The 26035-nt window shown below is 64.4% G+C and carries 23 protein-coding genes; 17 read left to right on the forward strand and 6 right to left on the reverse strand.

Going from position 1 to position 26035, the window contains the following annotated elements; all coding sequences use genetic code 11:
• Positions 1–209 precede the first annotated feature (209 nt).
• Positions 210–848, reverse strand: coding sequence for a peroxiredoxin (locus tag M2D63_RS12380; protein WP_285863209.1), 639 nt, complete (start codon positions 846–848; stop codon positions 210–212).
• A 158-nt stretch (positions 849–1006) separates the two neighbouring features.
• Complete coding sequence (locus M2D63_RS12385) at positions 1007–2335, reverse strand: OprD family porin (protein WP_285863210.1); 1329 nt, start codon at positions 2333–2335, stop codon at positions 1007–1009.
• 527 nt (positions 2336–2862) lie between these two features.
• Between M2D63_RS12385 and tauA the strand changes: the two genes are divergently transcribed.
• The 4 genes from tauA to tauD all read left to right on the forward strand — a co-directional run bounded on the left by tauA (position 2863) and on the right by tauD (position 6385).
• A complete protein-coding gene (tauA, locus tag M2D63_RS12390; RefSeq protein WP_285863211.1) occupies positions 2863–3837 on the forward strand; it encodes a taurine ABC transporter substrate-binding protein in 975 nt (324 codons plus the stop codon).
• 63 nt (positions 3838–3900) lie between these two features.
• Positions 3901–4695 carry a taurine ABC transporter ATP-binding subunit gene (gene tauB, locus M2D63_RS12395; protein WP_285863212.1) on the forward strand — a complete coding sequence of 265 codons (795 nt, stop codon included), beginning with the start codon at positions 3901–3903 and terminating at the stop codon, positions 4693–4695.
• Positions 4692–5531: a taurine ABC transporter permease TauC gene (tauC, locus tag M2D63_RS12400; protein WP_285863213.1), complete on the forward strand. Its 840-nt coding sequence runs from the start codon at positions 4692–4694 to the stop codon at positions 5529–5531. The genes tauB and tauC overlap by 4 nt, the downstream gene beginning before the upstream one ends.
• A 20-nt stretch (positions 5532–5551) precedes the next feature.
• The gene (tauD, locus tag M2D63_RS12405) at positions 5552–6385 is read left to right on the forward strand and encodes a taurine dioxygenase (RefSeq protein WP_285863214.1); all 834 of its coding nucleotides are present in this window, start codon (positions 5552–5554) and stop codon (positions 6383–6385) included.
• Between the two features lie 75 nt (positions 6386–6460).
• Here the strand turns inward: tauD and betT are convergent, their stop codons facing one another.
• Both betT and epsC read right to left on the reverse strand, forming a co-directional pair.
• Positions 6461–8461, reverse strand: a complete 2001-nt coding sequence (betT, locus tag M2D63_RS12410; RefSeq protein ID WP_285863215.1) for a choline transporter BetT — start codon at positions 8459–8461, stop codon at positions 6461–6463.
• A gap of 206 nt (positions 8462–8667) precedes the next feature.
• On the reverse strand, positions 8668–9600 hold the full coding sequence (gene epsC / locus M2D63_RS12415; protein WP_285863216.1) for a serine O-acetyltransferase EpsC: 933 nt from the start codon (positions 9598–9600) through the stop codon (positions 8668–8670).
• Positions 9601–9856: 256 nt separating this feature from the next.
• Between epsC and M2D63_RS12420 the strand changes: the two genes are divergently transcribed.
• The 10 genes from M2D63_RS12420 to M2D63_RS12465 all read left to right on the forward strand — a co-directional run bounded on the left by M2D63_RS12420 (position 9857) and on the right by M2D63_RS12465 (position 19865).
• Positions 9857–10855, forward strand: coding sequence for a D-cysteine desulfhydrase (locus tag M2D63_RS12420; RefSeq protein WP_285863217.1), 999 nt, complete (start codon positions 9857–9859; stop codon positions 10853–10855).
• Between the two features lie 107 nt (positions 10856–10962).
• Positions 10963–11757, forward strand: coding sequence for a cystine ABC transporter substrate-binding protein (gene tcyJ / locus M2D63_RS12425; RefSeq protein ID WP_285863218.1), 795 nt, complete (start codon positions 10963–10965; stop codon positions 11755–11757).
• Entirely contained in the window at positions 11757–12422 is a 666-nt protein-coding gene (gene tcyL, locus M2D63_RS12430) for a cystine ABC transporter permease (RefSeq protein ID WP_285863302.1), read from the forward strand. The genes tcyJ and tcyL overlap by 1 nt, the downstream gene beginning before the upstream one ends.
• 3 nt (positions 12423–12425) lie before the next feature.
• Positions 12426–13187, forward strand: coding sequence for an L-cystine ABC transporter ATP-binding protein TcyN (gene tcyN, locus M2D63_RS12435; RefSeq protein ID WP_285863219.1), 762 nt, complete (start codon positions 12426–12428; stop codon positions 13185–13187).
• A 261-nt stretch (positions 13188–13448) separates the two neighbouring features.
• Entirely contained in the window at positions 13449–14690 is a 1242-nt protein-coding gene (locus tag M2D63_RS12440) for an SfnB family sulfur acquisition oxidoreductase (RefSeq protein ID WP_285863220.1), read from the forward strand.
• 22 nt (positions 14691–14712) lie between these two features.
• Complete coding sequence (locus M2D63_RS12445; protein WP_285863221.1) at positions 14713–15918, forward strand: SfnB family sulfur acquisition oxidoreductase; 1206 nt, start codon at positions 14713–14715, stop codon at positions 15916–15918.
• The gene (locus tag M2D63_RS12450; RefSeq protein WP_285863222.1) at positions 15918–17303 is read left to right on the forward strand and encodes an LLM class flavin-dependent oxidoreductase; all 1386 of its coding nucleotides are present in this window, start codon (positions 15918–15920) and stop codon (positions 17301–17303) included. The genes M2D63_RS12445 and M2D63_RS12450 overlap by 1 nt, the downstream gene beginning before the upstream one ends.
• Complete coding sequence (locus tag M2D63_RS12455; protein WP_285863223.1) at positions 17296–18102, forward strand: MetQ/NlpA family ABC transporter substrate-binding protein; 807 nt, start codon at positions 17296–17298, stop codon at positions 18100–18102. Before M2D63_RS12450 ends, M2D63_RS12455 begins: the two co-directional genes overlap by 8 nt.
• Position 18103: 1 nt before the next feature.
• Entirely contained in the window at positions 18104–19231 is a 1128-nt protein-coding gene (locus M2D63_RS12460; protein ID WP_285863224.1) for a methionine ABC transporter ATP-binding protein, read from the forward strand.
• Complete coding sequence (locus M2D63_RS12465; RefSeq protein WP_285863225.1) at positions 19221–19865, forward strand: methionine ABC transporter permease; 645 nt, start codon at positions 19221–19223, stop codon at positions 19863–19865. Before M2D63_RS12460 ends, M2D63_RS12465 begins: the two co-directional genes overlap by 11 nt.
• A 39-nt stretch (positions 19866–19904) precedes the next feature.
• Here the strand turns inward: M2D63_RS12465 and M2D63_RS12470 are convergent, their stop codons facing one another.
• Positions 19905–20960, reverse strand: coding sequence for a haloacid dehalogenase-like hydrolase (locus M2D63_RS12470; RefSeq protein ID WP_285863226.1), 1056 nt, complete (start codon positions 20958–20960; stop codon positions 19905–19907).
• A gap of 241 nt (positions 20961–21201) precedes the next feature.
• On the opposite strand from M2D63_RS12470, the gene M2D63_RS12475 reads away from it, so the two are divergent.
• Positions 21202–22593, forward strand: coding sequence for an L-cystine transporter (locus M2D63_RS12475; RefSeq protein WP_285863227.1), 1392 nt, complete (start codon positions 21202–21204; stop codon positions 22591–22593).
• Positions 22594–22670: 77 nt separating this feature from the next.
• Here M2D63_RS12475 and M2D63_RS12480 read toward each other — a convergent pair whose 3' ends face one another.
• Positions 22671–23189 (reverse strand): dihydrofolate reductase, encoded by a 519-nt coding sequence (locus M2D63_RS12480; protein ID WP_285863228.1) that lies wholly within the window; start codon positions 23187–23189, stop codon positions 22671–22673.
• A gap of 63 nt (positions 23190–23252) precedes the next feature.
• On the opposite strand from M2D63_RS12480, the gene M2D63_RS12485 reads away from it, so the two are divergent.
• Positions 23253–24644: a DUF2868 domain-containing protein gene (locus M2D63_RS12485; protein ID WP_285863229.1), complete on the forward strand. Its 1392-nt coding sequence runs from the start codon at positions 23253–23255 to the stop codon at positions 24642–24644.
• A complete protein-coding gene (locus M2D63_RS12490; protein ID WP_285863230.1) occupies positions 24637–26001 on the forward strand; it encodes a GTPase/DUF3482 domain-containing protein in 1365 nt (454 codons plus the stop codon). Before M2D63_RS12485 ends, M2D63_RS12490 begins: the two co-directional genes overlap by 8 nt.
• The last annotated feature ends 34 nt before the right edge of the window (positions 26002–26035 follow it).

Consider the following 26035-nt stretch of genomic DNA (forward strand, 5'->3'; position numbering starts at 1 on the left):
TGCGATCGGGCGCGAAGCGGCCGTAAAACCAGACCGCCTCAGTACACCTGACCCAATGAGGTGACTGGATTGCGACTTCTGCGCAGTCGATCGCAGGCTTCGCCGGCTCCCACAAAGACAGTTGCTCCCACAGGCCCCTTCGCCCCATCGCTCATCGCAAAAAAAAAAGGGCCGTCGAAACGGCCCAAGATCCCTGCTATGGCTAAAACTCAACGATTGGGCTGCGGGGTCAGGCGCAGGTACGGCTTGACCGTCCGATAGCCCTTGGGAAAGCGCTGCTTGATTTCATCCGCGTCCTGCAGCGATGGCACGATCACCACCTCGTCACCGTCCTGCCAGTTGGCCGGGGTGGCCACCTTGTGGTTGTCGGTGAGCTGCAGGGAGTCGATCACCCGCAGGATCTCGTGGAAGTTGCGCCCGGTGCTGGCCGGGTAGGTGATGGTCAGGCGGATCTTCTTGTTCGGGTCGATGACGAACAAGGAGCGTACGGTCAGGGTGTCGCTGGCATTGGGGTGGATCAGGTCGTAGAGGTCAGACACCTTGCGGTCGGCATCGGCCAGGATCGGGAAGTTGACCACGGTGTTCTGGGTCTCGTTGATGTCCTCGATCCAGCGATGGTGCGAGTCCACCGGGTCCACCGACAGGGCGATGGCCTTGACCCCGCGCTCGGCGAACTGCTCCTTGAGCTTGGCGGTAAAACCCAGTTCGGTGGTGCACACCGGGGTGAAGTCGGCCGGATGCGAGAACAGCACGCCCCAGCTGTTGCCCAGCCACTCATGGAAACGGATCTTGCCGGCGCTGGATTCCTGTTCGAAGTCGGGGGCGATATCGCCGAGTCTGAGGCTCATGGTGCGGCTCCTTGGCTGAGTTCGTTATGGGTTCACTGTGCCTGCATCGGCTAGAAAACAAAAAGAATAAATATCGATTTATTTATAACTTTTTATCCTATCAGCAGACAGACAAAAAAAAGCCTCGCACTAGGCGAGGCTTCTCTTTTCAACCGGACTTACAGGAAGTTGTAAGTGTAGTTGAAGATCAGACGGGTCTGGTCCTGGTCAGCAACGCTTTCGCCTTGGCCGCGGAACGTACCGTGGCGCAGGCTCGCGCCCAGGCCTTTGAGGGTGCCTTCCTGAATGACGTAGTCGATACGAGCGTCGCGTTCCCATTCGCTGTAGGTACCGTCGCCGGACTTGAAGCGAATGTCATCACCACGCAGGTAGCTGATCGAGGTCTTCAGACCTGGCACACCCACGCGCGCGAAGTCATACGAGTACTGACCGAAGGTGGTGTTCTCACCGGCACGGACAAAGGAGTTGACCATGCTGTCGGTGAACAGGTAGAAGCTCGAGCCGCCGTTGCCTTCGTTGCGCGTGGTGCCATCCCTGCGGACATCACCCTGGCCCAGGTAGACGAAACCACCGTCATCGCCGACCTGTTGATGACCGAGCAGGAACGAGTGACCACCCAGGGCGTAGGTGAAGATGGCGCTCCAGGTCTTGTTGTCGACTTCGCCAGGGTTCTTGGCGAAACCACCGTTGTTGTTGAAGAAGTGCGTTGCGTCACCGTTCGCGCCGTCGCTGCTGCTGTCGAAGTAGCGCAGGTCGGTTTTGAAGGATTGGTCTTCAGCAATCGGGAACACGTGGGTCAGGCCCAGGAAGTGCTGCTTGTAGTAGTCTTCCAGGTTCGCGTAGTAGTACTGCAGGGTCAGGTCTTTGGTGACCTTCCAGTCGCCACCGGCGAACTGGAACTTGTTGCTGTCCTGGGTACCACCGGCAACGGCCAGACCGGTACGGTTGCTCGACGCACGGCCCATGGCGTGTGTCAGCTGACCGGCGTTCAGGGTCAGGTTGTCGATTTCCTTCGACTGGATCGTGCCGCCTTCAAACGTTTGCGGCAGCAGACGGCCATCGTTCGAGACGAGGATTGGCAGGTTGGGTGCCAGGGCGCTACCGAAGTGGGCTTCGGTCTTCGAGAAACGTGCCTTGGCGTTACCGCCGAGGCGTGCCCACTGATCGACAGCCGAGCCATCGGTATCGCTTGGGAAGAAGGTGCTATTGTTCGGGTGGTGGCCACGGCCGCCATCCAGGTGGATACCCCACAGCGCCTGGATATCAACGCCGAAACCAACGGTGCCCTGGGTGAAACCGGACAGGTAGTCCAGTTTGAAGCCTTGACCGGACTCGCGGTTGTCGTTGCCGCCTTCGCGGTTATCGGCATCGTAATACATGGTCCGCGAACTGACCGACAGCTTGCTGTCTTCAAGGAAACCGGCAGCGCCCGCTTGCTGGGCAAGCACCCCCACGGCCACGGCGATTGCCAAGGTCGACTTGTACATGTTTTGCTCCTCTCGTTTCTAATTCTTGTGTGTCGCTTACGGCAGGATCTGTTGCCCTGCTCGACGTCGATTGGCGATTAGCACCAAAGCGTGACCGTCAAGTCAATCGTAACTAATCATTTCACGACTTTGGTCTAATGCGCCAACCCTTGGGCTCAAGGATAATGACATTCCTATAATTCCAAAAAGACTTATTTTTCAAATTTTCAGAATTTTCTGACATATACGCCTACGATTTGCCTCACACGGCTTCCGACGCAGAAGCTAGTTCCAAAGAAATATCTCCAAGCGATTTTTTAGAACGCTTAGCTTTGTCGCGCCGCCCCCTCGACAAGGCAACCTTCCTGGCCAGACACCCATCATTTCCTTTCCTCACTGCTCTGGCCTTGACCACGGTCACGATTGCCACGCCAGGCCTTACGTCGATTGGCTCCTAAGCTAATGCTAAAAAGTTATTTATTTTAAATTTCTTAGATCATCTAGGCTTGACTCCACTTACCGCCCCACCGCCTGAGAAGGAGTTCACCATGACCCTGTATGCTCCGCTGCGCCTGTTCGCCGCCCTGACCCTGGCCGGCGCCAGCTGGTTCACCCAGGCGGCCGACCTGACCGTGGCCTACCAGACCACCGTGGACCCGGCGAAAGTCGCCCAGGTCGACGGCACCTATGAAAAGACCAGCAAGGCCGACATCGACTGGCGCAAATTCGACAGCGGCGCCGATGTCATCACCGCCGTGGCCTCCGGCGACGTGCAAATCGGCTACCTCGGCTCCAGCCCCCTGGCTGCTGCGGCGACCCGCAAGCTGCCGGTGGAAACCTTCCTGATCGCCACCCAGATCGGTGCCGCCGAAGCCCTGGTGGCCCGTGACGGTGCCGGGATCAACTCGCCCCAGGACCTGATCGGCAAGAAGATCGCCGTACCGTTCGTGTCCACCGGGCACTACAGCCTGCTGGCCGCCCTCAAACAATGGAACATCGACCCGGCCAAGGTGCAGATCCTCAACCTCGCGCCACCGGCGATCATCGCCGCCTGGAAGCGCGGCGACATCGACGCCACCTACGTCTGGGACCCGGCCCTGGGCGTGGCCAAGGAGAACGGCAAGGTGCTGATCACCTCCGGTGAGCTCGCCGAGCAAGGCGCACCGACCTTCGATGCCTGGATCGTGCGCAAGGACTTCGCCGCCAAGCATCCGGACATCGTCAAGGCCTTCGCCAAGGTGACCCTGGACGCCTACGCCGACTACCGCAAGGACCCGCAAGCCTGGCTGGCCAAGCAGAGCAACGTCGACAAGCTGGTCAAGCTGTCCGGCGCCAAGGCCGCCGATATTCCGGCCCTGCTGCAAGGCAACGTGTTCCCGCTGGCCGCCGACCAGGTCGCCGCGCTGGGCGCACCGACCACCCAGGCGATCACCGACACCGCCACCTTCCTCAAGGAACAAGGCAAGGTCGACGCGGTGCTGCCGGACTACGCGCCGTACGTGAGCGCGCGATTCGTGCAATGACGGCACAGTGCAGCGCCTTCATCGCGGGGCAAGCCCGCTCCCACACACTGATCGGAGTTCGTCATGGCATTGCTTGAGCTGGAGCGCATCAGCGCACAGTACCCCGGCGCCGCCGAACCGGTGCTGGCCGACATCAACCTGAGCCTGGGCCCGCAGCAACTGCTGGTGGCCCTCGGCCCTTCGGGCAGTGGCAAGACCTCCTTGCTCAACCTGATCGCCGGCTTCGTCGCCCCCAGCGCCGGGCGCATCACCCTCGATGGTGTGCCGGTGCAAGGCCCCGGCGCCGAGCGCGGCGTGGTGTTCCAGGACGACGCCCTGCTGCCCTGGCAGGACGTGCTGGCCAATGTCGCCTTCGGTCTCGAACTGGCGGGCGTGGCGCGCGAGGAACGCGAGCGCAAGGCGCGGGACATGCTCGCCCTGGTCGACCTGGCCGATTTCGGCAGCCGGCGCATCTGGCAGCTCTCCGGTGGCCAGAAACAGCGCGTGGGCCTGGCCCGCGCCCTGGCCGCCGATCCACGGGTGCTGCTGATGGACGAGCCATTCGGCGCCCTCGATGCCTTTACCCGCGAACAGATGCAGGAGCTGCTGTTGCAGGTCTGGCGGCGTACGGCCAAGCCGGTGTTCCTGATTACCCATGACATTGAAGAAGCGGTGTTCCTGGCCACCGACCTGATTCTGCTGGCGCCCAATCCCGGGCAGGTGGTCGAACGCCTGCAGCTGGACTTCGGCCAGCGCTACGCGGCCGGCGAATCGGCCCGCGCGATCAAATCCGACCCACGCTTTATCGAAACCCGCGAGCACGTGCTGGCCCGGGTGTTTTCCCAACGCAGCGCCGCCACGCGGCAGGAGTTCGCATGAGCAGCCTGGAGGTTCCTGTCACGGCCAAGGCCGCAGCGGCGCAGATCACGCCGGTAGCGGTCCGGCGTCAACTGAGCACCCGCTGGATCAGCGGCCTGACCCTCGTCGCCCTGCTGGTGCTGTGGTGGGCGGTGACCGCAGCCGAGTGGATCGAGCCGCTGTTCCTGCCGTCGCCCGCAGCGGTGCTGGCCAAGGCCTGGCTGTTGCTGACCCAGGGCTACATGGAGTCGACCCTGTGGCAACACCTGGGCGCAAGCCTGGGGCGTATCGGTCTGGCCCTGGGCGCGGCGATCGTCAGCGCCATTCCGATCGGCATCGCCATCGGCCACAACCGCATCGCCCGCGGCATCCTCGATCCGCTGATCGAGTTCTACCGGCCGATTCCACCGCTGGCCTACCTGCCTTTGATCGTGATCTGGTGCGGCATCGGCGAGCTGTCGAAAGTGCTGCTGATTTACCTGGCGATCTTCGCCCCCATCGCCATTGCCACCGCCACCGGCGTACGCACCGTCGATCCGGCCAAACTGCGCGCGGCGCAATCGCTGGGCGCAACCCGGGCCCAACTGATTCGCCACGTGATCCTGCCCAGCGCCCTGCCCGACATCCTCACCGGCGTGCGCATCGGCCTGGGGGTCGGCTGGTCGACCCTGGTCGCCGCCGAGCTGATCGCTGCCACCAGCGGCCTGGGCTTCATGGTCCAGTCGGCGGCGCAGTTCCTGGTCACCGACGTGGTGGTGCTGGGCATCCTGGTGATCGCCCTGATCGCCTTTGCCCTGGAAATGGGCTTGCGCGCCCTGCAGCGCAAACTGGTGCCCTGGCATGGCCAGAGTCATTGACGACGAGATAGAGAACGAGCATGAGCCTGACTATTACCCCACTGAGCAGCGCGCTCGGCGCCCAGATCAGCGGCATCGACCTGGCCCGCGAGATCAGCCACGAACAACGCGATGGCATCGAGCAGGCCCTGCTCAAGCATCAGGTGCTGTTCTTCCGTGACCAGCCGATCGACCCGCAGCAACAGGCCGACTTCGCCGCGCGCTTTGGCGATCTGCATATCCATCCGATCTACCCCAACGTACCGGAAACCCCGCAGGTTCTGGTGCTCGACACGGCAGTCACCGATGTGCGCGACAACGCCATCTGGCACACCGACGTGACCTTCCTGCCGACCCCGGCGCTGGGCGCGGTGCTCAGTGCCAAGCAACTGCCGGCCTATGGCGGCGACACCTTGTGGGCCAGCGGCATTGCCGCCTTCGAGGCCTTGTCGGCGCCGTTGCAACAGTTGCTCGACGGCCTGACGGCGACCCACGACTTCACCAAGTCGTTCCCGCTGGAGCGCTTCGGTACGACGCCGGAAGACCTGGTGCGCTGGGAGGCGACGCGGCGCAGCAATCCACCGCTGTCGCACCCGGTGATTCGCACCCACCCGGTCAGCGGCCGCAAGTCGCTGTTCGTCAACGAAGGCTTTACCACCCGTATCAATGAACTGAGCGAGGCGGAAAGCGAGGCGATCCTCAAACTGCTGTTCGCCCACGCCACCCGGCCGGAGTTCACTATCCGCTGGCGCTGGCAGGAGAATGACGTGGCGTTCTGGGATAACCGCGTGACCCAGCACTACGCGGTGGATGACTACCGACCGCAGCGGCGGGTGATGCACCGGGCGACGATCCTTGGCGATGCGCCGTTCTGATTGTTATCGCGGGGCAAGCCCGCTCCCACAGAGGCAACATGATCCCTGTGGGAGCGGGCTTGCCCCGCGATGCTTTTAACGAACCAGGTGCAGGAACTGCATATGCCGTTCGTACTGGTCGAGGATGTCGTTGATGATCTGCTCCTTGCTGTAGCCCACCAGGTCATAGTTCTGGCTGCCTTCGCTCAGGTGCACCTCGGCACGGTAGTAACGGCGGTTCTTCAACTCCTGGGTGCCCAGCCCGCCCAAAGCGAATGACGGTGTGAAGTAACCGCGCATCTGCACCTGGTAAATGAACGGCTGTTCTTCACCATGGCCGATCTTCAGGCTGACGTTGTCATGGCTCGGGTCTTCCTGGGTGATGACGTTCAGGCCCTTCTCGACGAACACCTCGGTCACCTCGGCAATCGCCGGACGCACCACGTCGGCCATGAACCGGTACACCTCGTCACGCGACGGAAAGTGCACCGCCTGGCTCAGGCGCTGGCGCCAGCCACCGCGGCCACGGCGCGAGTTGGCGAAGGGTGCCAGCGAGTGCATCTGCGCGATCTGCCGCTGCGACTCCAGGTAGAAGGCCTTGTGCAGGCCCCACATCATCGCCAGCAAAATCACCGAGAACGGCAGCGAGGTCAGCACCACCGCCGACTTCAACGAGTCGATGCTGCCGGCGAACAACAGGCCGATGGTGACCAGCGCGGTCATCGCCCCCCAGAACACCCGCAACCAGTTCGGCCCGTCTTCGTCGGCGTTGCCGCCACGGGCGGACAGGGTCGAGAGCACCACGGTGCCGGAGTCGGCCGAGGTGACGAAGAACACGAAGCTGATGAACACCGTGACGGCGATCACCGTCTTGCTCCACGGGTAGGTTTCCAGCAGCAGGTAAAGGGTCATCGACGGGTTTTCCAGCGCCGACTGGCCCAGGGCGGTCATGCCGTGATCCAGCACCTGGGTCATCGCGCTGTTGCCGAAGATCGACATCCACGCCAGGGTAAAACCCAGCGGGATCAACAGCACGCCGAAGACGAACTCGCGAATGGTGCGGCCCCGCGAGATCCGCGCAATGAACAGGCCGACAAAGGGCGCCCAGGCAATCCACCAGGCCCAGTAGAACACCGTCCAGCCGCCCAGCCATTCGCTGGCCTGGTTGTAGGCATAAACGTCGAAACTCTTCCTTGGCAGCGCCCCCAGGTAATCACCCAGGTTCTGGATCAGGGTATTGAACAGGTGCTGGGTCGGGCCGGCGAACAGCACGAACAGCAGCAAGGCGCAGGCCAGGAACAGGTTGATGTCGGACATCACCCGCACCCCCTTCTCGACCCCGGCCACGGCCACGGCCACCGCCGCGCCCATCATCAGGCTGATCAGCAGCACCTGCACCCACTGGGTGTGGGGCACGCCGAACAGGTAGTCCAGGCCCGAATTCAGGTGCAGCACTCCAAAGCCCATGTCGGCGCCCAGGCCGAACACCGTGGCGATGATGCCGAAGCCATCCACCGCATAGCCGATCGGTCCGTTGATGCGTTTGCCGATCAGCGGGTAAAGCGCCGAGCGCAGGGCCAGCGGCAGGTTATGGCGGTAGGCGAAATAGGCCAGGGCCATGCCGACGAAGGCGAACACCCCCCAGCCGTGCAGGCCCCAATGCAGGAACAGCAACTCCATGGCCTGGCGTCCGGCCTCGACGGTGCCGGCTTCCCCTTGGGGTGGCTGGAGCATGTGGGTCAGGGGTTCGGAGACGCAGAAAAAGAACAGGGTGATGCTGATGCCGGCGGCGAACAGCATGCCGGCCCAGGACAGGTAGCTGAACTCGGGTTCGTCGTGGTCGGCACCGAGCTTGATCTTGCCGTAGCCGGACAAGGCGGTGACCACCACGAAGACCAGGTACAGCGTCATCGCCAGCATGTAGTACCAGCCGACCGTATTGGCCGCCCAGTTCTGCGCCGCCAGCAACCACTGGCCGGACGTTTGTGGATTGCTGATGACCACCAGGGCAAATATGAGGATAAAGCTCGCCGCGAAATAGAAAACCGGCGGATTCATGCGGATCTTGCCGCTGGCTGAGGAACTCGGTGCACTCATTGATCGTGCACCTCGAAACGCGGGCAAGGGCTTGGATTGAACGGGTTCAGCAAAGGGTTTCCTCCTGTTGAACACCGGCAGCGGACCACCGTTTTAACTTGAACAAGCGTTCAAGTTAAACATGGATGGGGTCGCGATGCGACCCATCGCGGGGCTGTGGGAGCGGGCTTGCCCCGCGACGAGGCCCTTGAAAACCCTGAAAAACCCTACTTCTGCGTCCCGTCATCATGCTGCAGGTTGGCCTGGGTCAGGTTACTGCCCGGGGCCACGCTGCGGGTCAACCAGACGTTGCCGCCGATGGTCGAACCCTTGCCGATGGTGATGCGTCCCAGAATAGTTGCACCGGCATAAATCACCACGTCGTCCTCGACGATCGGGTGGCGCGGGTGGCCCTTCTGCAGCTGCCCATCCTCGTCGGCCGGGAAGCGTTTGGCGCCCAGGGTGACGGCCTGGTAGATACGCACCCGCTCGCCGATGATTGCCGTTTCACCGATCACAACGCCCGTGCCATGGTCGATGAAGAAGCTCGGGCCGATCTGCGCGCCGGGGTGAATGTCGATACCGGTGGCCGAGTGCGCCAGCTCCGAACTGATCCGCGCCAGCAACGGCAGACCGGCGCGATACAGGTGGTGCGCCAGACGGTGGTGAATCACCGCAAGAATGCCCGGGTAGCACAGCAGTACTTCATCGACGCTGCGCGCCGCCGGATCGCCGTGGAAGGCTGCCAGCACATCGGTGTCGAGGATGCTGCGCAGTTCCGGCAAGGCGGCCGCGAAGCCCTGGATCAACTGCAGCGCGGTGGCGTCGACATCGGCGGTGCTGCCCTTGCCCTGGCGGGCGACATAGCGCAGTTCCAGGCGCGCCTGGGCGAGCAAGGCAGTGAGCGCCGAGTCGAGCGTGTGGCCGACGTAGAAGTCCTCGCTTTCCTCGCGCAGGTCCACCGGGCCAAGGCGCATGGGAAACAGCGCCCCGCACAGCTGTTCGAGGATATGCCGCATGGCTTCGCGCGACGGCAGCTCGCGCCCGCCCTGCTCGCCACTGCTACGACCATTGCTGCTGCGCCATTTCTCACGGGCGCTACGCAAGCCGGCAACGATGCCGTGCAATTGCCAATGCCCTGTTTGCGCGTTTTCGCTCACGGTGATGCCTCCTGCCACGGCGGCACGGATGGGAGAAGTGGCCGCCTGATAGGCGTCCACTTTACGGCAAATGCGTGCGAGGGAAAAAATAACCCTTTATTCCACAAAGCAATAAACGCGGCATAAGTAGGAGCGGGCTTGCCCCGCGATTGCAGTGTGTCAAGAAAATCGCATCGCGAGACAAGCTCGCTCCCACCAGTTGCCGCCGGACGCTGGCCTGCCTATAGTCGGATTTTTCCCAGGCAGATGTGTTCCCATGATCGACCGACAGCTAGCCCGCTTCAATCGTCTGGACCTGCTTGGCGCCCCCACCGCGCTGGAAAAGCTGGAACGTCTCTCGGCCTGGGCCGGTCGCGACATCTACGTCAAACGCGACGACTTCACCCCGCTGGCCATGGGCGGCAACAAACTGCGCAAACTCGAATACCTGGGCGCCGATGCCCTGGCCAAGGGTGCCGATACCCTGGTGACCGCCGGCGCGATCCAGTCCAACCACGTGCGCCAGACCGCCGCCCTCGCCGCGCGCCTTGGCCTTGGCTGCGTGGCCCTGCTGGAAAACCCCACCGGCACCGACTCCCTGGCCTACCAGCACAACGGCAACCGCCTGTTGCTGGACCTGTTCGACGCCAAGGTCGAGCTGGTCGACAACCTCGACAATGCCGACGACCAGCTCCAGGCCCTGGCCGTGCGCCTGCACGCCAGTGGCCGCAAACCCTATGTGGTACCCATCGGTGGTTCCAACGCCCTGGGCGCACTGGGTTATGTACGTGCCGGCCTTGAGCTGGCCAGCCAGATCGAGCACAGCGGCCAGCAGTTCGCCGGCGTGGTCCTGGCCTCCGGCAGCGCCGGCACCCACAGTGGCCTGGCCTTGGCCCTGGCGCACAACCTGCCGCAGCTGCCGGTGATCGGCGTCACCGTCTCGCGCAGCGACGAAGCCCAGCGCCCCAAGGTTCAGGGCCTTGCCGAACGCACCGCCGAGTTGCTGGGCGTAAACCTGCCGGACAGCTTCAAGATCGAACTGTGGGACGAGTACTTCGCCCCTCGCTATGGCGAACCGAACGCCGGTACCCTGGCCGCCATCCGCTTGCTGGCCAGCCATGAAGGGCTGTTGCTGGACCCGGTCTACACCGGCAAGGCCATGGCCGGCCTGCTCGATGGCGTTGCGCGCCAGCGTTTCGACGATGGCCCGCTGATTTTCCTGCACACCGGCGGGGCACCGGCATTGTTCGCCTACCCTGAAGTCTGGCAAGGTTAAAGATTTATCACTAAATAATATAAGAAAATGAATTTATATTATTTTTAAGCCTATTAGCGTCACCCTATAGTCGCCACCCACTACACAAACAACATTGGGGCTTCCTCATGACAGTAATCGGTAAACAGCTTTTCAACGCAGGCATCGCCCTGCTGCTGGGCGCCAGCCTGCTTGGTCAGGCAGTCGCCGGCGAGCAATTGAAGACCATCAAGGACAAGGGCGTGATCAACATCGGCCTGGAGGGCACCTACCCGCCGTTCAGCTTCGTCGATGAGAACGGCAAGCTGGCCGGCTTCGAGGTTGAGCTGTCGGAAGCCCTGGCCAAGGAGCTGGGCGTCAAGGCGAAGATCCAGCCGACCAAGTGGGACGGCATCCTGGCGGCCCTGGAGTCCAAGCGTCTGGACGCCGTGGTGAACCAGGTGACCATCTCCGAGGAGCGCAAGAAGAAGTACGACTTCTCCGAGCCCTACACCGTTTCCGGCATCCAGGCGCTGGTGCTGAAGAAGAACCTGGAAACGCTGAACATCAAGTCCGCTGCCGACCTGGCCGGCAAGAAAGTCGGCGTTGGCCTGGGTACCAACTATGAACAGTGGGTCAAGGAGAACGTACCGAAGGCTGAAGTGCGCACCTACGACGATGACCCGACCAAGTTCCAGGACCTGAAGAACGGTCGTATCGACGCCACCCTGATCGACCGCCTGGCCGCCCTGGAATATGCCAAGAAGGCACCGGACACCGCCGCTGCCGGCGACGCGTTCTCCCGCCAGGAGTCCGGCATCGCCTTGCGCAAGGGCGAGCCTGAACTGCTCGAGGCCATCAACAAGGCGCTGGACAAGCTGCGCGCCGACGGCACCCTGGCCAAGCTCTCCGAGAAGTACTTTGGCGCCGACGTGACTAAATGATCGAAAACAGCCTGCAGCTTGCGCTCGACAGCGCGCCCTTTCTGCTCAAGGGCGCGTACTACACGGTAATCCTCAGCCTCGGCGGGATGTTCTTCGGACTGCTGCTGGGTTTTGCCCTGGCCCTGATGCGGCTGTCGTCGCTCAGGCTGCTGAGCTGGACGGCGCGGGTCTACGTGTCGTTCTTCCGCGGCACGCCGCTGCTGGTGCAGTTGTTCGTGATCTATTACGGGCTGCCCCAGATTGGCCTGGAACTCGACCCGCTGCCGGCGGCGCTGATCGGCTTCTCGCTGAACATGGCCGCCTACGCCTGTGAAATCCTGCGCGCCGCGATCGGCTCCATCGACCGTGGCCAGTGGGAGGCCGCTGCCAGTATCGGCATGACCCGTGGCCAGGCCATGCGCCGGGCCATCCTGCCCCAGGCGGCGCGCACCGCGCTGCCGCCGTTGGGCAACAGTTTCATTTCGCTGGTCAAGGACACCGCCCTGGCCGCGACCATCCAGGTGCCGGAGCTGTTCCGCCAGGCGCAGTTGATCACCGCACGCACCTTCGAAGTCTTCACCATGTACCTTGCCGCCGCACTGATCTACTGGGTGCTGGCCAGCGTTCTTGCACACCTGCAGAACCGCCTGGAAGCGCGGGTCAACCGACACGACCAGGAGTCCTGAGGCATGATCGCGGTAGAACGCCTGAGCAAGCAGTTCAACGGCCAGACCGTGTTGAACGACATCAGCCTGAAGATCGAGGCCGGCGAGGTAATCGCCATCATCGGCCCCAGCGGTTCCGGCAAGACCACCTTCCTGCGTTGCCTGAACCTGCTGGAAACCCCCAGTAGTGGCCGTATCCAGGTCGGTGATGTACAGATCGACGCCAGCCGCCCGCTCAACCAGCAGCAAGGCTTGATCCGCAAGCTGCGCCAGCAGGTCGGCTTCGTGTTCCAGAACTTCAACCTGTTCCCCCACCGCACGGCGCTGGAGAACGTCATCGAAGGCCCGGTGGTGGTCAAGAAGACCCCGCGCGAACAGGCCGTTGCCCTGGGCCGCAAGCTGCTGGCCAAGGTCGGCCTGGCCGGCAAGGAAGATTCCTACCCGCGCAAGCTGTCCGGCGGCCAGCAGCAACGGGTGGCGATCGCCCGGGCGCTGGCCATGGAGCCTGAAGTGATCCTCTTCGACGAGCCGACCTCGGCGCTCGACCCCGAACTGGTCGGGGAAGTGCTGGCGACCATTCGCGGCCTGGCCGAAGAGAAACGCACCATGGTCATCGTCACCCACGAGATGAGCTTCGCCCGCGATGTGGCCAACCGGGTGATCTTCTTCGACAAGGGCGTGATCGTCGAACAGGGCGAGGCCAAGGCGCTGTTCGCCCATCCCCGGGAAGAGCGCACCCGCCAGTTCCTCGGCAAGTTCCTCGGCACCCAGAACACCGGCTACTGAGTCCCTCCCAGCGCTTCACCCCCCTTGCTCGCCCGCAGGTTTCCCTGCGGGCGAGGTCGTTTCAGCACTTCTATCTATATTCCTAAACGTTAGTTTATTTATTTTTTATACACCATTAGGGTATATGAACCGGACCACCGGACCAGCGCATTCCAGTCGGCGCAGCCGACGTTTTCAATACGTGAGGTAAGGTATGGTCAGGAACACAATCACCCCAGTGCGTATCGCCAGGGCATTGCATGCAGCCAGGGAGCGGCACTGATGTCCAATCTGGCAGATACGAACGTCCACAGCGACCTGGACAGCGCCCCGCTGCTGTTGCCGGCCAAGGTACTGCGCGACGACGCGCAAGCCCTGCAGGCCGCCCATGAACTGGCCGAAGTCGCCCGCAGCCAGGCCGCCCGGCGCGACCAGCAACGCAAGCTGCCCTGGGCAGAAATCGAGCAGTTCACCCGCAGCGGCCTGGGCAGTATTTCCATCCCCCGCGAGCATGGCGGCGCCCAGGTGTCCTACGTCACCATCGCCGAGGTGTTTCGCCTTATCAGCGCCGCCGACCCGGCACTGGGGCAGATCCCGCAGAACCAGTTCGGCATCCTCCAGTTGCTCAAGGGCACGGCCAGCGAGCGGCAGAAAGACCTGCTGTTCAAGTCGGTGCTCGACGGCTGGCGGATCGGCAATGCCGGGCCGGAGCGTGGCAGCAAGAACACCCTGGAGCTCAAGGCACGCATCACCCGCGAGGGCGATCACTATGTGCTCAGCGGGCAGAAGTTCTACTCCACCGGCGCCCTGTTCGCTCATTGGGTGGCGGTCAAGGCGCTGAACGACGAGGGCCGCCAGGTCATGGCCTTCGTGCGTCGCGGCACCCCGGGGCTGCGCATCGTCGATGACTGGTCCGGCTTCGGCCAGCGCACCACGGCCAGCGGCACGGTGCTGCTGGACAAGGTCCAGGTCGACGCCGACCTGGTGATCGAGACCTGGCGCCAGAGCGAGGTGCCGAACATCCAGGGCGCCGTCTCGCAACTGATCCAGGCCGCCATCGATGCCGGGATCGCCGACGCGGCGCTCGCCGATACCATCGCCTTCGTGCGTGAACGGGCGCGGCCCTGGATCGACGCCAAGGTCGAGCGCGCCAGCGACGATCCCTATGTGATTGCCGATATCGGCCGTCTGCAACTCGAACTGCATGCCGCCCAGGCGCTGCTGAGCAAGGCCGCGCGCACCCTCGATGAGGTCGACGCGGCCCCCGTGGATGCCGCCGCCGCGGCCCGCGCCTCGATTGCCGTGGCCGAAGCCAAGGTACTGACCACCGAGATCGCCCTGCAGGCCAGCGAGAAGCTGTTCGAGCTTTCCGGCAGCCGCGCCACCCTCGCCGAGTTCAACCTCGACCGGCACTGGCGCAACGCCCGGGTGCACACCCTGCACGACCCGGTGCGCTGGAAGTACCACGCCGTCGGCGCCTATCACCTCAACGGCACCCTGCCTGCCCGGCACTCCTGGATTTGACCAGACCACTGGAGCCTTTTTTATGAGCTTTCTGTCGCAACCGCACGAACACGTCGCGGTCATCCACACTGACGCCCAGGCTTTGCAGGTTGCCGAAGAACTGGCCGGCGAACTGCACCGTGACAGCGCCCTGCGCGACCGCGAACGACGCCTGCCGCACCCGGAACTGGCACTGTTCTCGCGCACCGGCCTGTGGGCCATCAGCGTGCCCAAGGAATATGGCGGCGCGGGTGTTTCCAACGTCACCCTGGCCAAGGTCATCGCCCGCATCGCCCAGGCCGATGCCTCCCTGGGCCAGATTCCACAGAACCACTTCTATGCGTTGGAAGTGCTGCGGGTGAACGGCAGCGCTGCACAGCAGCAACGCCTGTACGCCGAGGTGCTGGCCGGCAAGCGTTTCGGCAACGCCCTGGCCGAGCTGGGTACCAAGACCGCCCATGACCGCACCACAGCGCTGAGCCGTGATGGCGACGGCTACCGCATCAACGGGCGCAAGTTCTACGCCACCGGCGCCCTCTACGCCCAGCGCATTCCCACCTCGGTGGTGGACGAACACGGCGTGCAGCATCTGGCCTTCGTGCCGGCCGACAGCGCCGGGCTCAAGGTGATCGACGACTGGAGCGGCTTCGGCCAGCGCACCACCGGCAGCGGCTCGGTCGTGTTCGACAACGTGCAGGTCGGCGCTGACGATGTGCTGCCGTTCCAGAGCGCGTTCGAGCGCCCGACCACGGTCGGCCCGCTGGCGCAGATCCTTCACGCCGCCATCGACACCGGCATCGCCCGCGCCGCCTTCGAAGACGCCCTGCAGTTCGTGCGCAGCCGCAGCCGGCCCTGGATCGATTCGGGCAGCGACAAGGCCAGCGACGACCCGCTGAGCCTGAAGTCCTTCGGCCACCTGGCGATCCGCCTACACGCCGCCGAAGCACTGCTCGAACGCGCCGGCGAATTCCTCGACCGCGCCCAGGCAGCACCCGACGCCAGCACCGTGGCCGCCGCTTCCATCGCCGTGGCCGAAGCGCGGGCGATCAGCACCGAAATTTCCCTGGCCGCCGGCACCACCCTGTTCGAACTGGCCGGCAGCCAGGCCACCCTCGCCGAACATGGCCTGGACCGCCACTGGCGCAACGCCCGGGTGCACACCCTGCACGACCCGGTGCGCTGGAAGTACCACGCCATCGGCAACTACTACCTCAACGATGAGAACCCACCGCTGCGGGGGACCATCTGATGGCCAAGAAGAAGATCCTGCTCAATGCCTTCAACATGAACTGCATCGGGCACATCAACCACGGCCTGTGGACCCATCCACGGGACACCTCCAGCCAGTACACGTCGATCGAGTACTGGACCGAACTGGCGCAGTTGCTCGAACGCGGACTGTTCGACGGCTTGTTCATCGCCGATATCGTCGGGGTCTACGACGTCTACCAGAACTCGGTGGACGTGCCGCTCAAGGAGTCGATCCAGCTGCCGGTCAACGACCCCCTGCTGCTGGTCTCGGCCATGGCCGCGGTAACCCGCCACCTGGGTTTCGGCCTGACCGCCAACCTGACCTACGAGGCGCCGTACCTGTTCGCCCGCAAGCTCTCGACCCTCGACCACCTGAGCCGTGGCCGGGTCGGCTGGAACATCGTCACCGGCTACCTGGACAGCGCCGCCCGGGCCATGGGCCTCACGCAGCAGGTCGAGCATGACCGGCGCTACGACCAGGCCGACGAATACATGCAGGTGCTGTACAAGCTGCTGGAAGGCAGCTGGGAAGACGGCGCGGTGCTCAACGACCGCCACCAGCGGGTCTACGCCCAACCCGACAAGGTTCACAAGGTGCAGCACCAGGGCGAGTTCTACCGGGTCGAGGGCTACCACCTGTGCGAGCCTTCGCCGCAGCGCACGCCGGTACTGTTCCAGGCCGGCAGCTCCGAGCGCGGCCTGGCGTTCGCCGGCAACCATGCCGAATGCGTGTTCATCAGTGGCCAGAACAAGGCCGCGACCCGCGCCCAGGTCGACAAGGTGCGTGCCGCCGCCGTGGCCGCCGGGCGCGATCCACAAGCGATCAAGGTGTTCATGGGCCTGACCGTGATCGTCGCCCGCAGCGAAGAGCAGGCCCGGGCCAAGCACGCCGAGTACCTGCGCCATGCCAGCGCCGAGGCCGGCGTTGCGCACTTCTCCAGCTCTACCGGCATCGACTTCTCCGCCTATGAGCTGGACGAGCCGATCCAGTACGTGAAAAGCAACGCCATCCAGTCGGCGACCAAGACCTTGCAGAACAACGACTGGACCCGGCGCAAGCTGCTCGACCAGCACGCCCTGGGCGGCCGCTACATCACTCTGGTCGGCTCACCCACCCAGGTCGCCGACGAACTGGAAAGCTGGATCGAGGAAACCGGCCTGGACGGCTTCAACCTGACCCGCACCGTCACCCCGGAAAGCTATGTCGACTTCATCGACCTGGTGATCCCCGAATTGCAGCGCCGTGGTTCCTACAAGACCGCCTACGAACCCGGCAGCCTGCGCGAAAAACTCTTCAACAGCGACCAGCCCCATCTGCCCGCCGACCATCCCGGCGCCAGCTATCGCCACACCACCCCGACCGGAGCGCCACAGCATGCTTAAGACCTTTCTTGCCCGCCCCGTAGCGGCCATCGCCCTGACCCTGGGCCTGTTCGGTGCTGCCCAGGCAGCCGATGCACCCTTGAAAATCGGCACCACCGCCGCCTTCGCCATCCCCCTGGAAGCCGCCGTCGGCGAAGCGAAAAAGCAGGGCCTGAAGGTCGAGCTGATCGAGTTCAGCGACTGGATCGCACCGAATGTGAGCCTGGCCAGCGGCGACATCGACGTGAACTACTTCCAGCACATCCCCTTCCTGGAAAACGCCAAGGCCGCCGCCGGTTTCGACCTGGTGCCCGTTGCCCCGGGGATCATCAACAACGTCGGCCTGTACTCGAAAAAGTACAAAAGCTTCGACGAGCTGCCCCAGGGTGCCAGCGTGGCCATCGCCAATGACCCGATCAACAGCGGCCGCGGCCTGCAACTGCTGGCCAAGGCCGGCCTGATCAGCCTCAAGCCCGGCGTCGGCTACAAGGCCACCGAGGACGACATCGTCGCCAACCCGAAACAGCTGAAGATCCTCCAGGTCGAGGCCGTGCAACTGGTGCGCGCCTACGACGATGCCGACCTGGTCCAGGGCTACCCGGCCTACATCCGCCTGGCCAACACCTTCGACGCCGGCTCCGCCCTGCTGTTCGACGGCCTCGATCACAAGGAGTACGTGATCCAGTTCGTCATCCGGCCACAGACCAAGGATGATCCGCGCCTGGTGAAGTTCATCGACATCTACCAGCACTCGCCCGCCGTACGCGCCGCCCTGGACAAGGCCCACGGCAAGCTCTACCAACCTGGCTGGGAGAGCTGAGATGAGCACCGCCACCGCCCGACGGGCGCCTGCGGGGCAACCCCTGGCGCCACTGCACAAGGACCGGCAACGGGCCCTGCACCCTGAACTGAACAACGCCCATGTACGCTTCATCGGCCTGGGCAAGACCTACCCGGGCCAGGCCAGCGCCGCGCTGGAAGGCATCGACCTGAATATCCAGCGCGGCGAGATCTTCGGCATCATCGGTCGCAGCGGCGCCGGCAAATCCTCGCTGATCCGCACCATCAACCGCCTCGAGCAACCCTCCAGCGGACGGGTGCTGATCGACCAGGTGGACATCGGCGGGTTCGATGAGGAGCGGCTGGTCAACCTGCGCCGGCGCATCGGCATGATCTTCCAGCACTTCAACCTGATGTCGGCCAAGACCGTGTGGCAGAACGTCGAGCTGCCGTTGAAGGTGGCCGGCGTGCCCAAGGCGCAGCGCCAGCGCAAGGTCGCCGAGCTGCTGGAACTGGTGGGCCTTGCGCACAAGCACCACGTCTACCCGGCGCAACTGTCCGGCGGGCAGAAGCAACGCGTGGGCATCGCCCGGGCCCTGGTGCACGACCCGGACATCCTCCTGTGCGACGAGGCCACCTCGGCACTCGACCCGGAGACCACCGCCTCGATCCTCGAACTGCTGCGCGACATCAACCAGCGCCTGGGCCTGACCATCGTCCTGATCACCCACGAGATGGCGGTGATCCGCGACATCTGTCAGCGGGTGGTGGTGCTCGAACGCGGTCGCATCGTCGAGCAAGGCGCGGTCTGGCAGGTATTCGGCGACCCGCAGCATGAGGTCAGCAAGACCTTGCTCGCGCCCCTGCAAGCTGCCGTACCGGCCACCCTGCAGGCACGCTTGAAGGCGCAGCCGGCCAGTGCCGAAGCGGCGCTGATTCTCAACCTCAAGGTCAGCGGCACTGAGCGCCAGGCGCCGGAGCTGTCCACCTTGTTCAACAGCCTGGGCGGGCGCATCAGCCTGCTGCAAGGCGGCATCGAAGCCATCCAGGGCAGGCCCCTGGGGCAATTGCTGGTGTCGGTGGCGAACTCGCCGCACAGCCATGAGCAAGTCATCGAACGGGCACGGCAGTGGGCCACACAGGTGGAGGTACTGGGTTATGTGGACTGATCGCTTGCTCCAGGGTGTGCTCGACACCCTGCTGATGGTCGGCGTGTCCTCGCTGATCGCCCTGCTGGCTGGCATACCGCTGGCGGTGATCCTGGTCACCAGCGGCAAGGGCGGGATCTTCGAGGCACCGACCCTGAACCGGGTGCTGGGCGCCTTCGTCAACCTGTTCCGCTCGATCCCCTTCCTGATCCTGATGGTGGCGCTGATTCCCTTCACCCGCCTGATCGTCGGCACCACCTACGGCGTCTGGGCCGCGGTGGTGCCCCTGACCATCGCCGCCACCCCGTTCTTTGCGCGGATCGCCGAGGTCAGCCTGCGCGAGGTTGACCACGGCCTGATCGAAGCGGCCCAGGCCATGGGCTGCAAACGTTGGCACATCGTCTGGCACGTGTTGCTGCCCGAGGCCCTGCCGGGCATCGTCGGCGGCTTCACCATCACCCTGGTGACCATGATCAACTCCTCGGCCATGGCCGGCGCCATCGGTGCCGGTGGCCTGGGCGACATCGCCTACCGCTACGGCTACCAGCGCTTCGACAGCCAGATCATGCTGACCGTGATCGTCATGCTGGTGGTGCTGGTGGCCCTGATCCAGCTGGGTGGCGACCGGTTGGCCAAGGGCCTGAACAAACGCTGAACCTGTTCTGTGGGAGCGGGCTTGCCCCGCGACCGCTCACTACTGAATCTGCTCCGGCGTCACGATCACCCAGTTCTTGTCCGCCGTCACCGGCAGCCCCAGCTCGGCCTGGGCCGCAGCGTTCTTGGCGATCATGCCGTTGATCTGGTCCATGTACTTGGCCTTGCGGTTTATCCACAGGTGGATGCCGCCCTTGTCCACATCGACGCTGTGAAACTGCATGTAGCCATCGCTGCTGGGGGTGTCGCCACCGACCAGCACCGGCTTCTTCCATTGATCGATATAGGTGAGGATGGCCGCCTGCTTGCCCGCCATCCAGGTAGCCGGTGTCCACAGGTAGGGGGTCAGCTCCAGGCCCAGGTTGGCCTGCGGGTCATACTGGCCGGCGCTGATCTGCTTGCGCGCGGTGGTCAGGGCGCCGCTGTCGCGGTCCTTGAGCAGCAGGCTGACGCCGATGACGTTCTGCGGTTTGACGTTGTAGCCGTACCTGGGGTCCGAGGCGACCATGCGCACCAGCTCTTCCGAGGCGGCGGTCATGACGTACACCTCGATGCCGTTGGCCATCAGCTTGTTGAACAGCTCGGTCTGGCCGGTGAACACCTTCGGCGGCTGCACCTCGATGGACTTGACCACATCCCCCTCGTAGTAGGTGCTGGGGACCCGCTTGCCGGAGGCCATCAGCTCGTCGACATAGCCTTTGAGCTCCTTCAGGGTGAAGCCGGAAAACACCTGGGCGACCCAGGGGTAGCAGACCATGTCATCGATTTCGCACAGCCGGTAGTAGTAACTGAACAGGCTTTCCTTGTGTTCGGCAGTGTCCTTGAACGGCATCAGCTTGAGCGAAGGGTCGAGTTTTTCCCGGGTGAGCAGGCCCTTGTTCTCCATGAACGGCAACAGCGACTCTTCGAGGTCGAAGCGGTAGCTGGTGTTGTCCATGTCGAAAACGGCGTAGTTACCCTGGTTGGCATTGGCGGCGATCATCGCGTCCAGTTGCTTGGCGGCCGGCGCGGGCCAATGCTTGAGCTCGGCAGCCCAGCTGTGCCCGGCCAACAACAGGGCAAGGCCGGCGGCGAGGATTTTCGGAGCAGACGTCATGTGCATTTCTCCTGAAAAGTGGCCCGCCCACGCTAGCCAAAGCGCGATGCTGCCCCCGGCCTGACAGCGACGCCCACGGGTGCCTGCGCGGCGTCGACATTGCTGATTGCGACCTGCTTATATTCCAAAAACGACTATGCAAATAACCTATTGATATAAATTCGTTGGTTTTCATGCTGTTAGCATTTCTGTTCGCAATCGCACACAGAGGCGATGCCCCCGCCTTTTCCCTGGAGCTTCAATGAATCTGCCGTTGTCACTCAATCTGCTGGCGTTCCTGGCGTTGTTGCTAGGCCTGGCACAAACCCGCCATGGCAACTGGAGCCTGGCCAAGAAGGTTTTGGTCGGCCTGGTCCTCGGGGTCGTGTTCGGCGCGGTCCTGCATGCCATCTACGGCGCTGGCCACCCGGTGCTCAAGGCCACCATCAGCTGGCTCGACCTGGTCGGCAACGGCTACGTGCAATTGCTGCAGATGATCGTCATGCCGCTGATCTTCGCCTCGATCCTCAGCGCCGTGGCCCGCCTGCACAACGCCTCGTCGCTGGGCAAGATCAGCTTCCTGACCATCGGCACCCTGCTGTTCACCACGGCCATCGCCGCGCTGATCGGCATCGTCCTGACCAACCTGTTCGGCCTCACGGCCGAGGGCCTGGTGGCCGGCACGGCCGAAACCGCGCGGATGCAGGCCATCCAGAACGATTACGTGGGCAAGGTCGCCGACCTGAATATCCCGCAACTGCTGTTGTCGTTCATCCCCAGCAACCCGGTGGGCGACCTGGCCCGGGCCAAGCCGACCTCGATCATCAGCGTGGTGATCTTTGCCGTGTTCCTCGGCATGGCCGCCCTGCAGCTGCTCAAGGACGATGCGGAAAAGGGCAACCGCGCCCTGGCCGCCATCGACACCCTGCAAGCCTGGGTGATGCGCCTGGTGCGCCTGGTCATGAAGCTGACCCCGTACGGTGTGCTGGCGCTGATGACCAAGGTGGTCGCCAGCTCGAACCTGGACGACATCCTCAAGCTCGGTAGCTTCGTGGTGGTGTCCTATATCGGCCTGGGCCTGATGTTCGTGGTCCACGGCGTGCTGCTGGCGCTCGGTGGCGTCAACCCGCTGCGCTTCTTCCGCAAGGTCTGGCCGGTACTGACCTTCGCCTTCACCAGCCGCTCCAGCGCCGCCAGCATTCCGCTGAGCATCGAGGCGCAAACCCGTCGCCTGGGCATTCCGCAATCGATCGCCAGCTTCGCCGCCTCGTTCGGCGCGACCATCGGCCAGAACGGTTGCGCCGGCCTGTACCCGGCCATGCTGGCGGTGATGGTGGCGCCGGCGGTCGGGATCGACCCGCTGGACCCGCTGTGGATCGCCACCCTGGTGGCCATCGTTACCCTGAGCTCGGCCGGTGTGGCCGGCGTGGGCGGCGGTGCGACCTTTGCCGCGCTGATCGTGCTGCCAGCCATGGGCCTGCCGGTGGAGCTGGTGGCCTTGCTGATTTCGGTGGAGCCGCTGATCGACATGGGCCGTACGGCGCTGAACGTGAATGGTTCGATGACGGCCGGGGCGATTACCAGCCAGATGCTCAAGCAGACCGACAAGTCGCTGCTAGAGGCCCAGGAGCATGCGCAGCTGTCGCATTCCTGAGACCTTCGAGGACTTCATCGCGGGGCAAGCCCGCTCCTACAGGTGTGTGTGGGAGCGGGCTTGCCCCGCGATGCATTTCAGGCCTTGTCCCAGACCTCGAAGTGATACGCCGGCTTGTCACCTTCGGCCGGGTTGGCCTGGGTCGAGGCCAGTGTCCACTGCGCCGCATCGAACTCGGGGAACCACGCATCCCCTTCCGGGCTCAGCTCCACCCGGGTCAGGTACAGCCGGTCCGCCAGGCCACGCTCGATCGCCTGGGTATACAGCTGCGCACCGCCAATCAGCATCAGCTCATCGACGCCTTGCGCCAATGCCCACTGCTCGGCGCGAACCATGGCTTCATCCAGCGAGGCGAACACTTCGGCGCCTTCCAGTTGCAGCCCCGGCTGGCGGCTGACCACCAGGTTCAGGCGGCCGGGCAACGGCCGGCCGAGCGAATCCCAGGTCTTGCGACCCATGATGATCGGCTTGCCCAGGGTGGTGGCCTTGAAGTACTTGAAATCCCCCGGCAAGTGCCAGGGCATGCGGTTGTCGATGCCGATCACGCGGTTGTCGGCAAGCGCCGCGATCAGGCTTAAGGGGAGTGATGTTTTCATGCCGGCGAGGATAGCAAAGCCCGATCTTCGGTGCCTGGGTTATGCTTTGAGCTGGCTTGATCAATGGAAGAACGCGTGACTGCACTGACCGACCTGGACAAACGCTGGCTCACCGAGGCGGTGCGCCTGCGCGAAGAACATGCAGGCCCCCTGGAAGACCAGGAGGCCAACCGCCGGGCCCGGCAACTGGGCGGCGATCTGCCGGCGCGCATTGAGCACCGCGCCCTGTGGCTGGCCGAACGCGACGGCATGCGCAGTGCCCTGCAGCACTGGAAACAGGGTGCGCGCCTGGCCCTGGCGCTGTTGCTGGTGCTTGCCGTGACCAGCGGCGCCGGCCTGGCACTGGCGGCCCTGGGCGACAGCCAGCGTCCGGTGAATGTGTTCTGGGCCCTGGGCAGCCTGCTGGGTTTGAACCTGCTGTTGCTGCTGGGCTGGGCCCTGGGCTTTTTCTTCGCTGGCGAACAAGGGGCGACCCTCGGTCGGCTGTGGCTGTGGCTCAGTGAAAAGTTCGCCCGCGATGCCCAGGCCGCGCACCTCGCACCCGCCCTGCTGGTGTTGCTGCAACGCCAGAAGCTCAGCCGCTGGCTGCTCGGGCTGCTGGTCCACGGCCTGTGGCTGGTCGCCCTGGGCACGGCCCTGGTGATGCTGCTGGTCCTGCTCGCCACCCGCCGCTACGGCTTCGTCTGGGAAACCACCATTCTCGGCGCCGACACCTTCATCGCCCTGACCCAGGCCTTGGGCGCCCTGCCCGCCCTGCTCGGTTTCAGCGTGCCGGATATCGACATGATCCGCGCCAGCGGCGACAGCCAACCGGCCCTGGAGCTGGCCCGCCAGGCCTGGGCCGGCTGGCTCCTCGGGGTGCTGCTGGTGTTCGGCATCCTCCCGCGCCTGGTGCTGGCCGCCTTGTGCCTGTGGCGCTGGCGCCGCGGCCGCAACCAGCTTCGCCTGGACCTCAACCTGCCCGGCTACAGCCAACTGCGCGAAGCCTTGATGCCCAGCAGCGAGCGCCTGGGCGTCAACGATGCCGCGCCCGAAGCCTTGCCGCAGATTGTTCGTGGCGCAGGCGAAGCCAGCAGCGAAGGCGCCTTGCTGGTGGGCCTGGAACTGGACGATGAGCGTCCCTGGCCGCCTGCGTTACCCCACAGTGTCGGCAACGCCGGCGTCCTCGACAGCCGCGAATCACGCAACAAGTTGCTGGAACAGCTCAGCCGCTTTCCACCGGCGCGCCTGGCCATCGCCTGCGACCCACGCCGCTCGCCAGATCGCGGCAGCCTGGCGTTGCTCGCCGAGCTTGCGCGCAATGCCGCTGCCACCCGCATCTGGTTGCTGCAGGCACTGCCTGGCCAGGCGCTGGATGCCGATCGCCTGGGCGACTGGCACCAGGCCCTGGAGCAACTGGGCCTGGAGTACGCCGACAGCGCCCCGCTGAACTGGCTGGAGCATGGCCATGACTAAGCCGCTGAAACTGGCCGTGGTCGGCCACACCAATGTCGGCAAGACCTCGCTGCTGCGCACCCTGACCCGCGATGTCGGCTTTGGCGAAGTCTCCCACCGGCCCAGCACCACCCGGCACGTGGAAGGTGCGCGCCTGTCGGTGGACGGCGAACCCTTGCTGGAGCTGTATGACACCCCCGGCCTGGAAGATGCCATCGCCCTGCTCGACTACCTCGAACGCCTGGAGCGACCGGGCGAACGCCTCGACGGCCCGGCCCGGCTGGAGCGTTTTCTCCAGGGCAGCGAAGCCCGCCAGCGTTTCGAACAGGAAGCCAAGGTGCTGCGCCAGCTGCTGGCCAGCGATGCCGGCCTGTATGTGATCGACGCCCGCGAGCCGGTGCTGGCCAAATACCGGGATGAGCTGGAAGTGCTCGCCGGCTGCGGCAAGCCGCTGTTGCCGGTACTCAACTTCGTTGCCAGCAGCGACCATCGCGAGCCCGCCTGGCGCGAGGCCCTGGCCCGGCTGGGCCTGCATGCGCTGGTGCGCTTCGACAGCGTCGCGCCGCCGGAGGATGGCGAACGCCGCCTGTATGAAAGCCTGGCGCTGATGCTGGAAAAATCCCGCCCGGCGCTGCAGCGCCTTATCGACGATCAGCAGGCCCAACGCCTGGCCCGCCAGCTCAGCGGCAAGCGCCTGATCGCCGAACTGCTGCTCGACTGCGCGGCCTGCCGGCGCAGCGTGGTCGCCGAGCCTGCCGCCGAAGCCGCCGCCATCGACGCCTTGCGCCGGGACATTCGCCAGCGTGAACAACGCTGTGTCGAGGCTCTGCTCAAGCTGTATGCCTTTCGCAAGGACGACGCCAGCGCCAGTGAATTGCCGCTGCTCGACGGGCGCTGGGGCGATGACCTGTTCAACCCGGAGACCCTCAAGCAGCTGGGTGTGCGCCTGGGCAGTGGCGTTGCGGCCGGAGCGGCGGCGGGTGCCGGTGTCGACCTGCTGGTCGGCGGCCTGACCCTCGGGGCCGCGGCCCTGGCCGGCGCGATTGCCGGTGGGGCGCTGCAGACCGCGCGCAGTTACGGCTCGCGCCTGCTCGGCAAGCTCAAGGGGCAGCGCGAGTTGACGGTGGACGACAGTGTGCTGCGCCTGCTGGCGCTGCGTCAGCATCAGTTGATCCAGGCGCTGGACAGCCGCGGGCATGCGGCGATGGAGCGGATCAAGTTGAGTGCGCCGCAGGAGCAGAGCTGGCGGGAAGGCAAATTACCGGAGGCCTTGAACAAGGCACGGGCGCATCCGCAGTGGTCGTCGCTCAATCCCGGGGCGAAGGTCAACCAGGTAGAGCGCCAGGAGCAGATCGATAGTCTGGTGCTGGAGCTTTAGGGCCTTATCGCGGGGCAAGGTGGGAGCGGGCTTG

Source organism: Pseudomonas sp. BJa5, assembly GCF_030272875.2.
In the GTDB taxonomy this organism is placed as follows: domain Bacteria; phylum Pseudomonadota; class Gammaproteobacteria; order Pseudomonadales; family Pseudomonadaceae; genus Aquipseudomonas.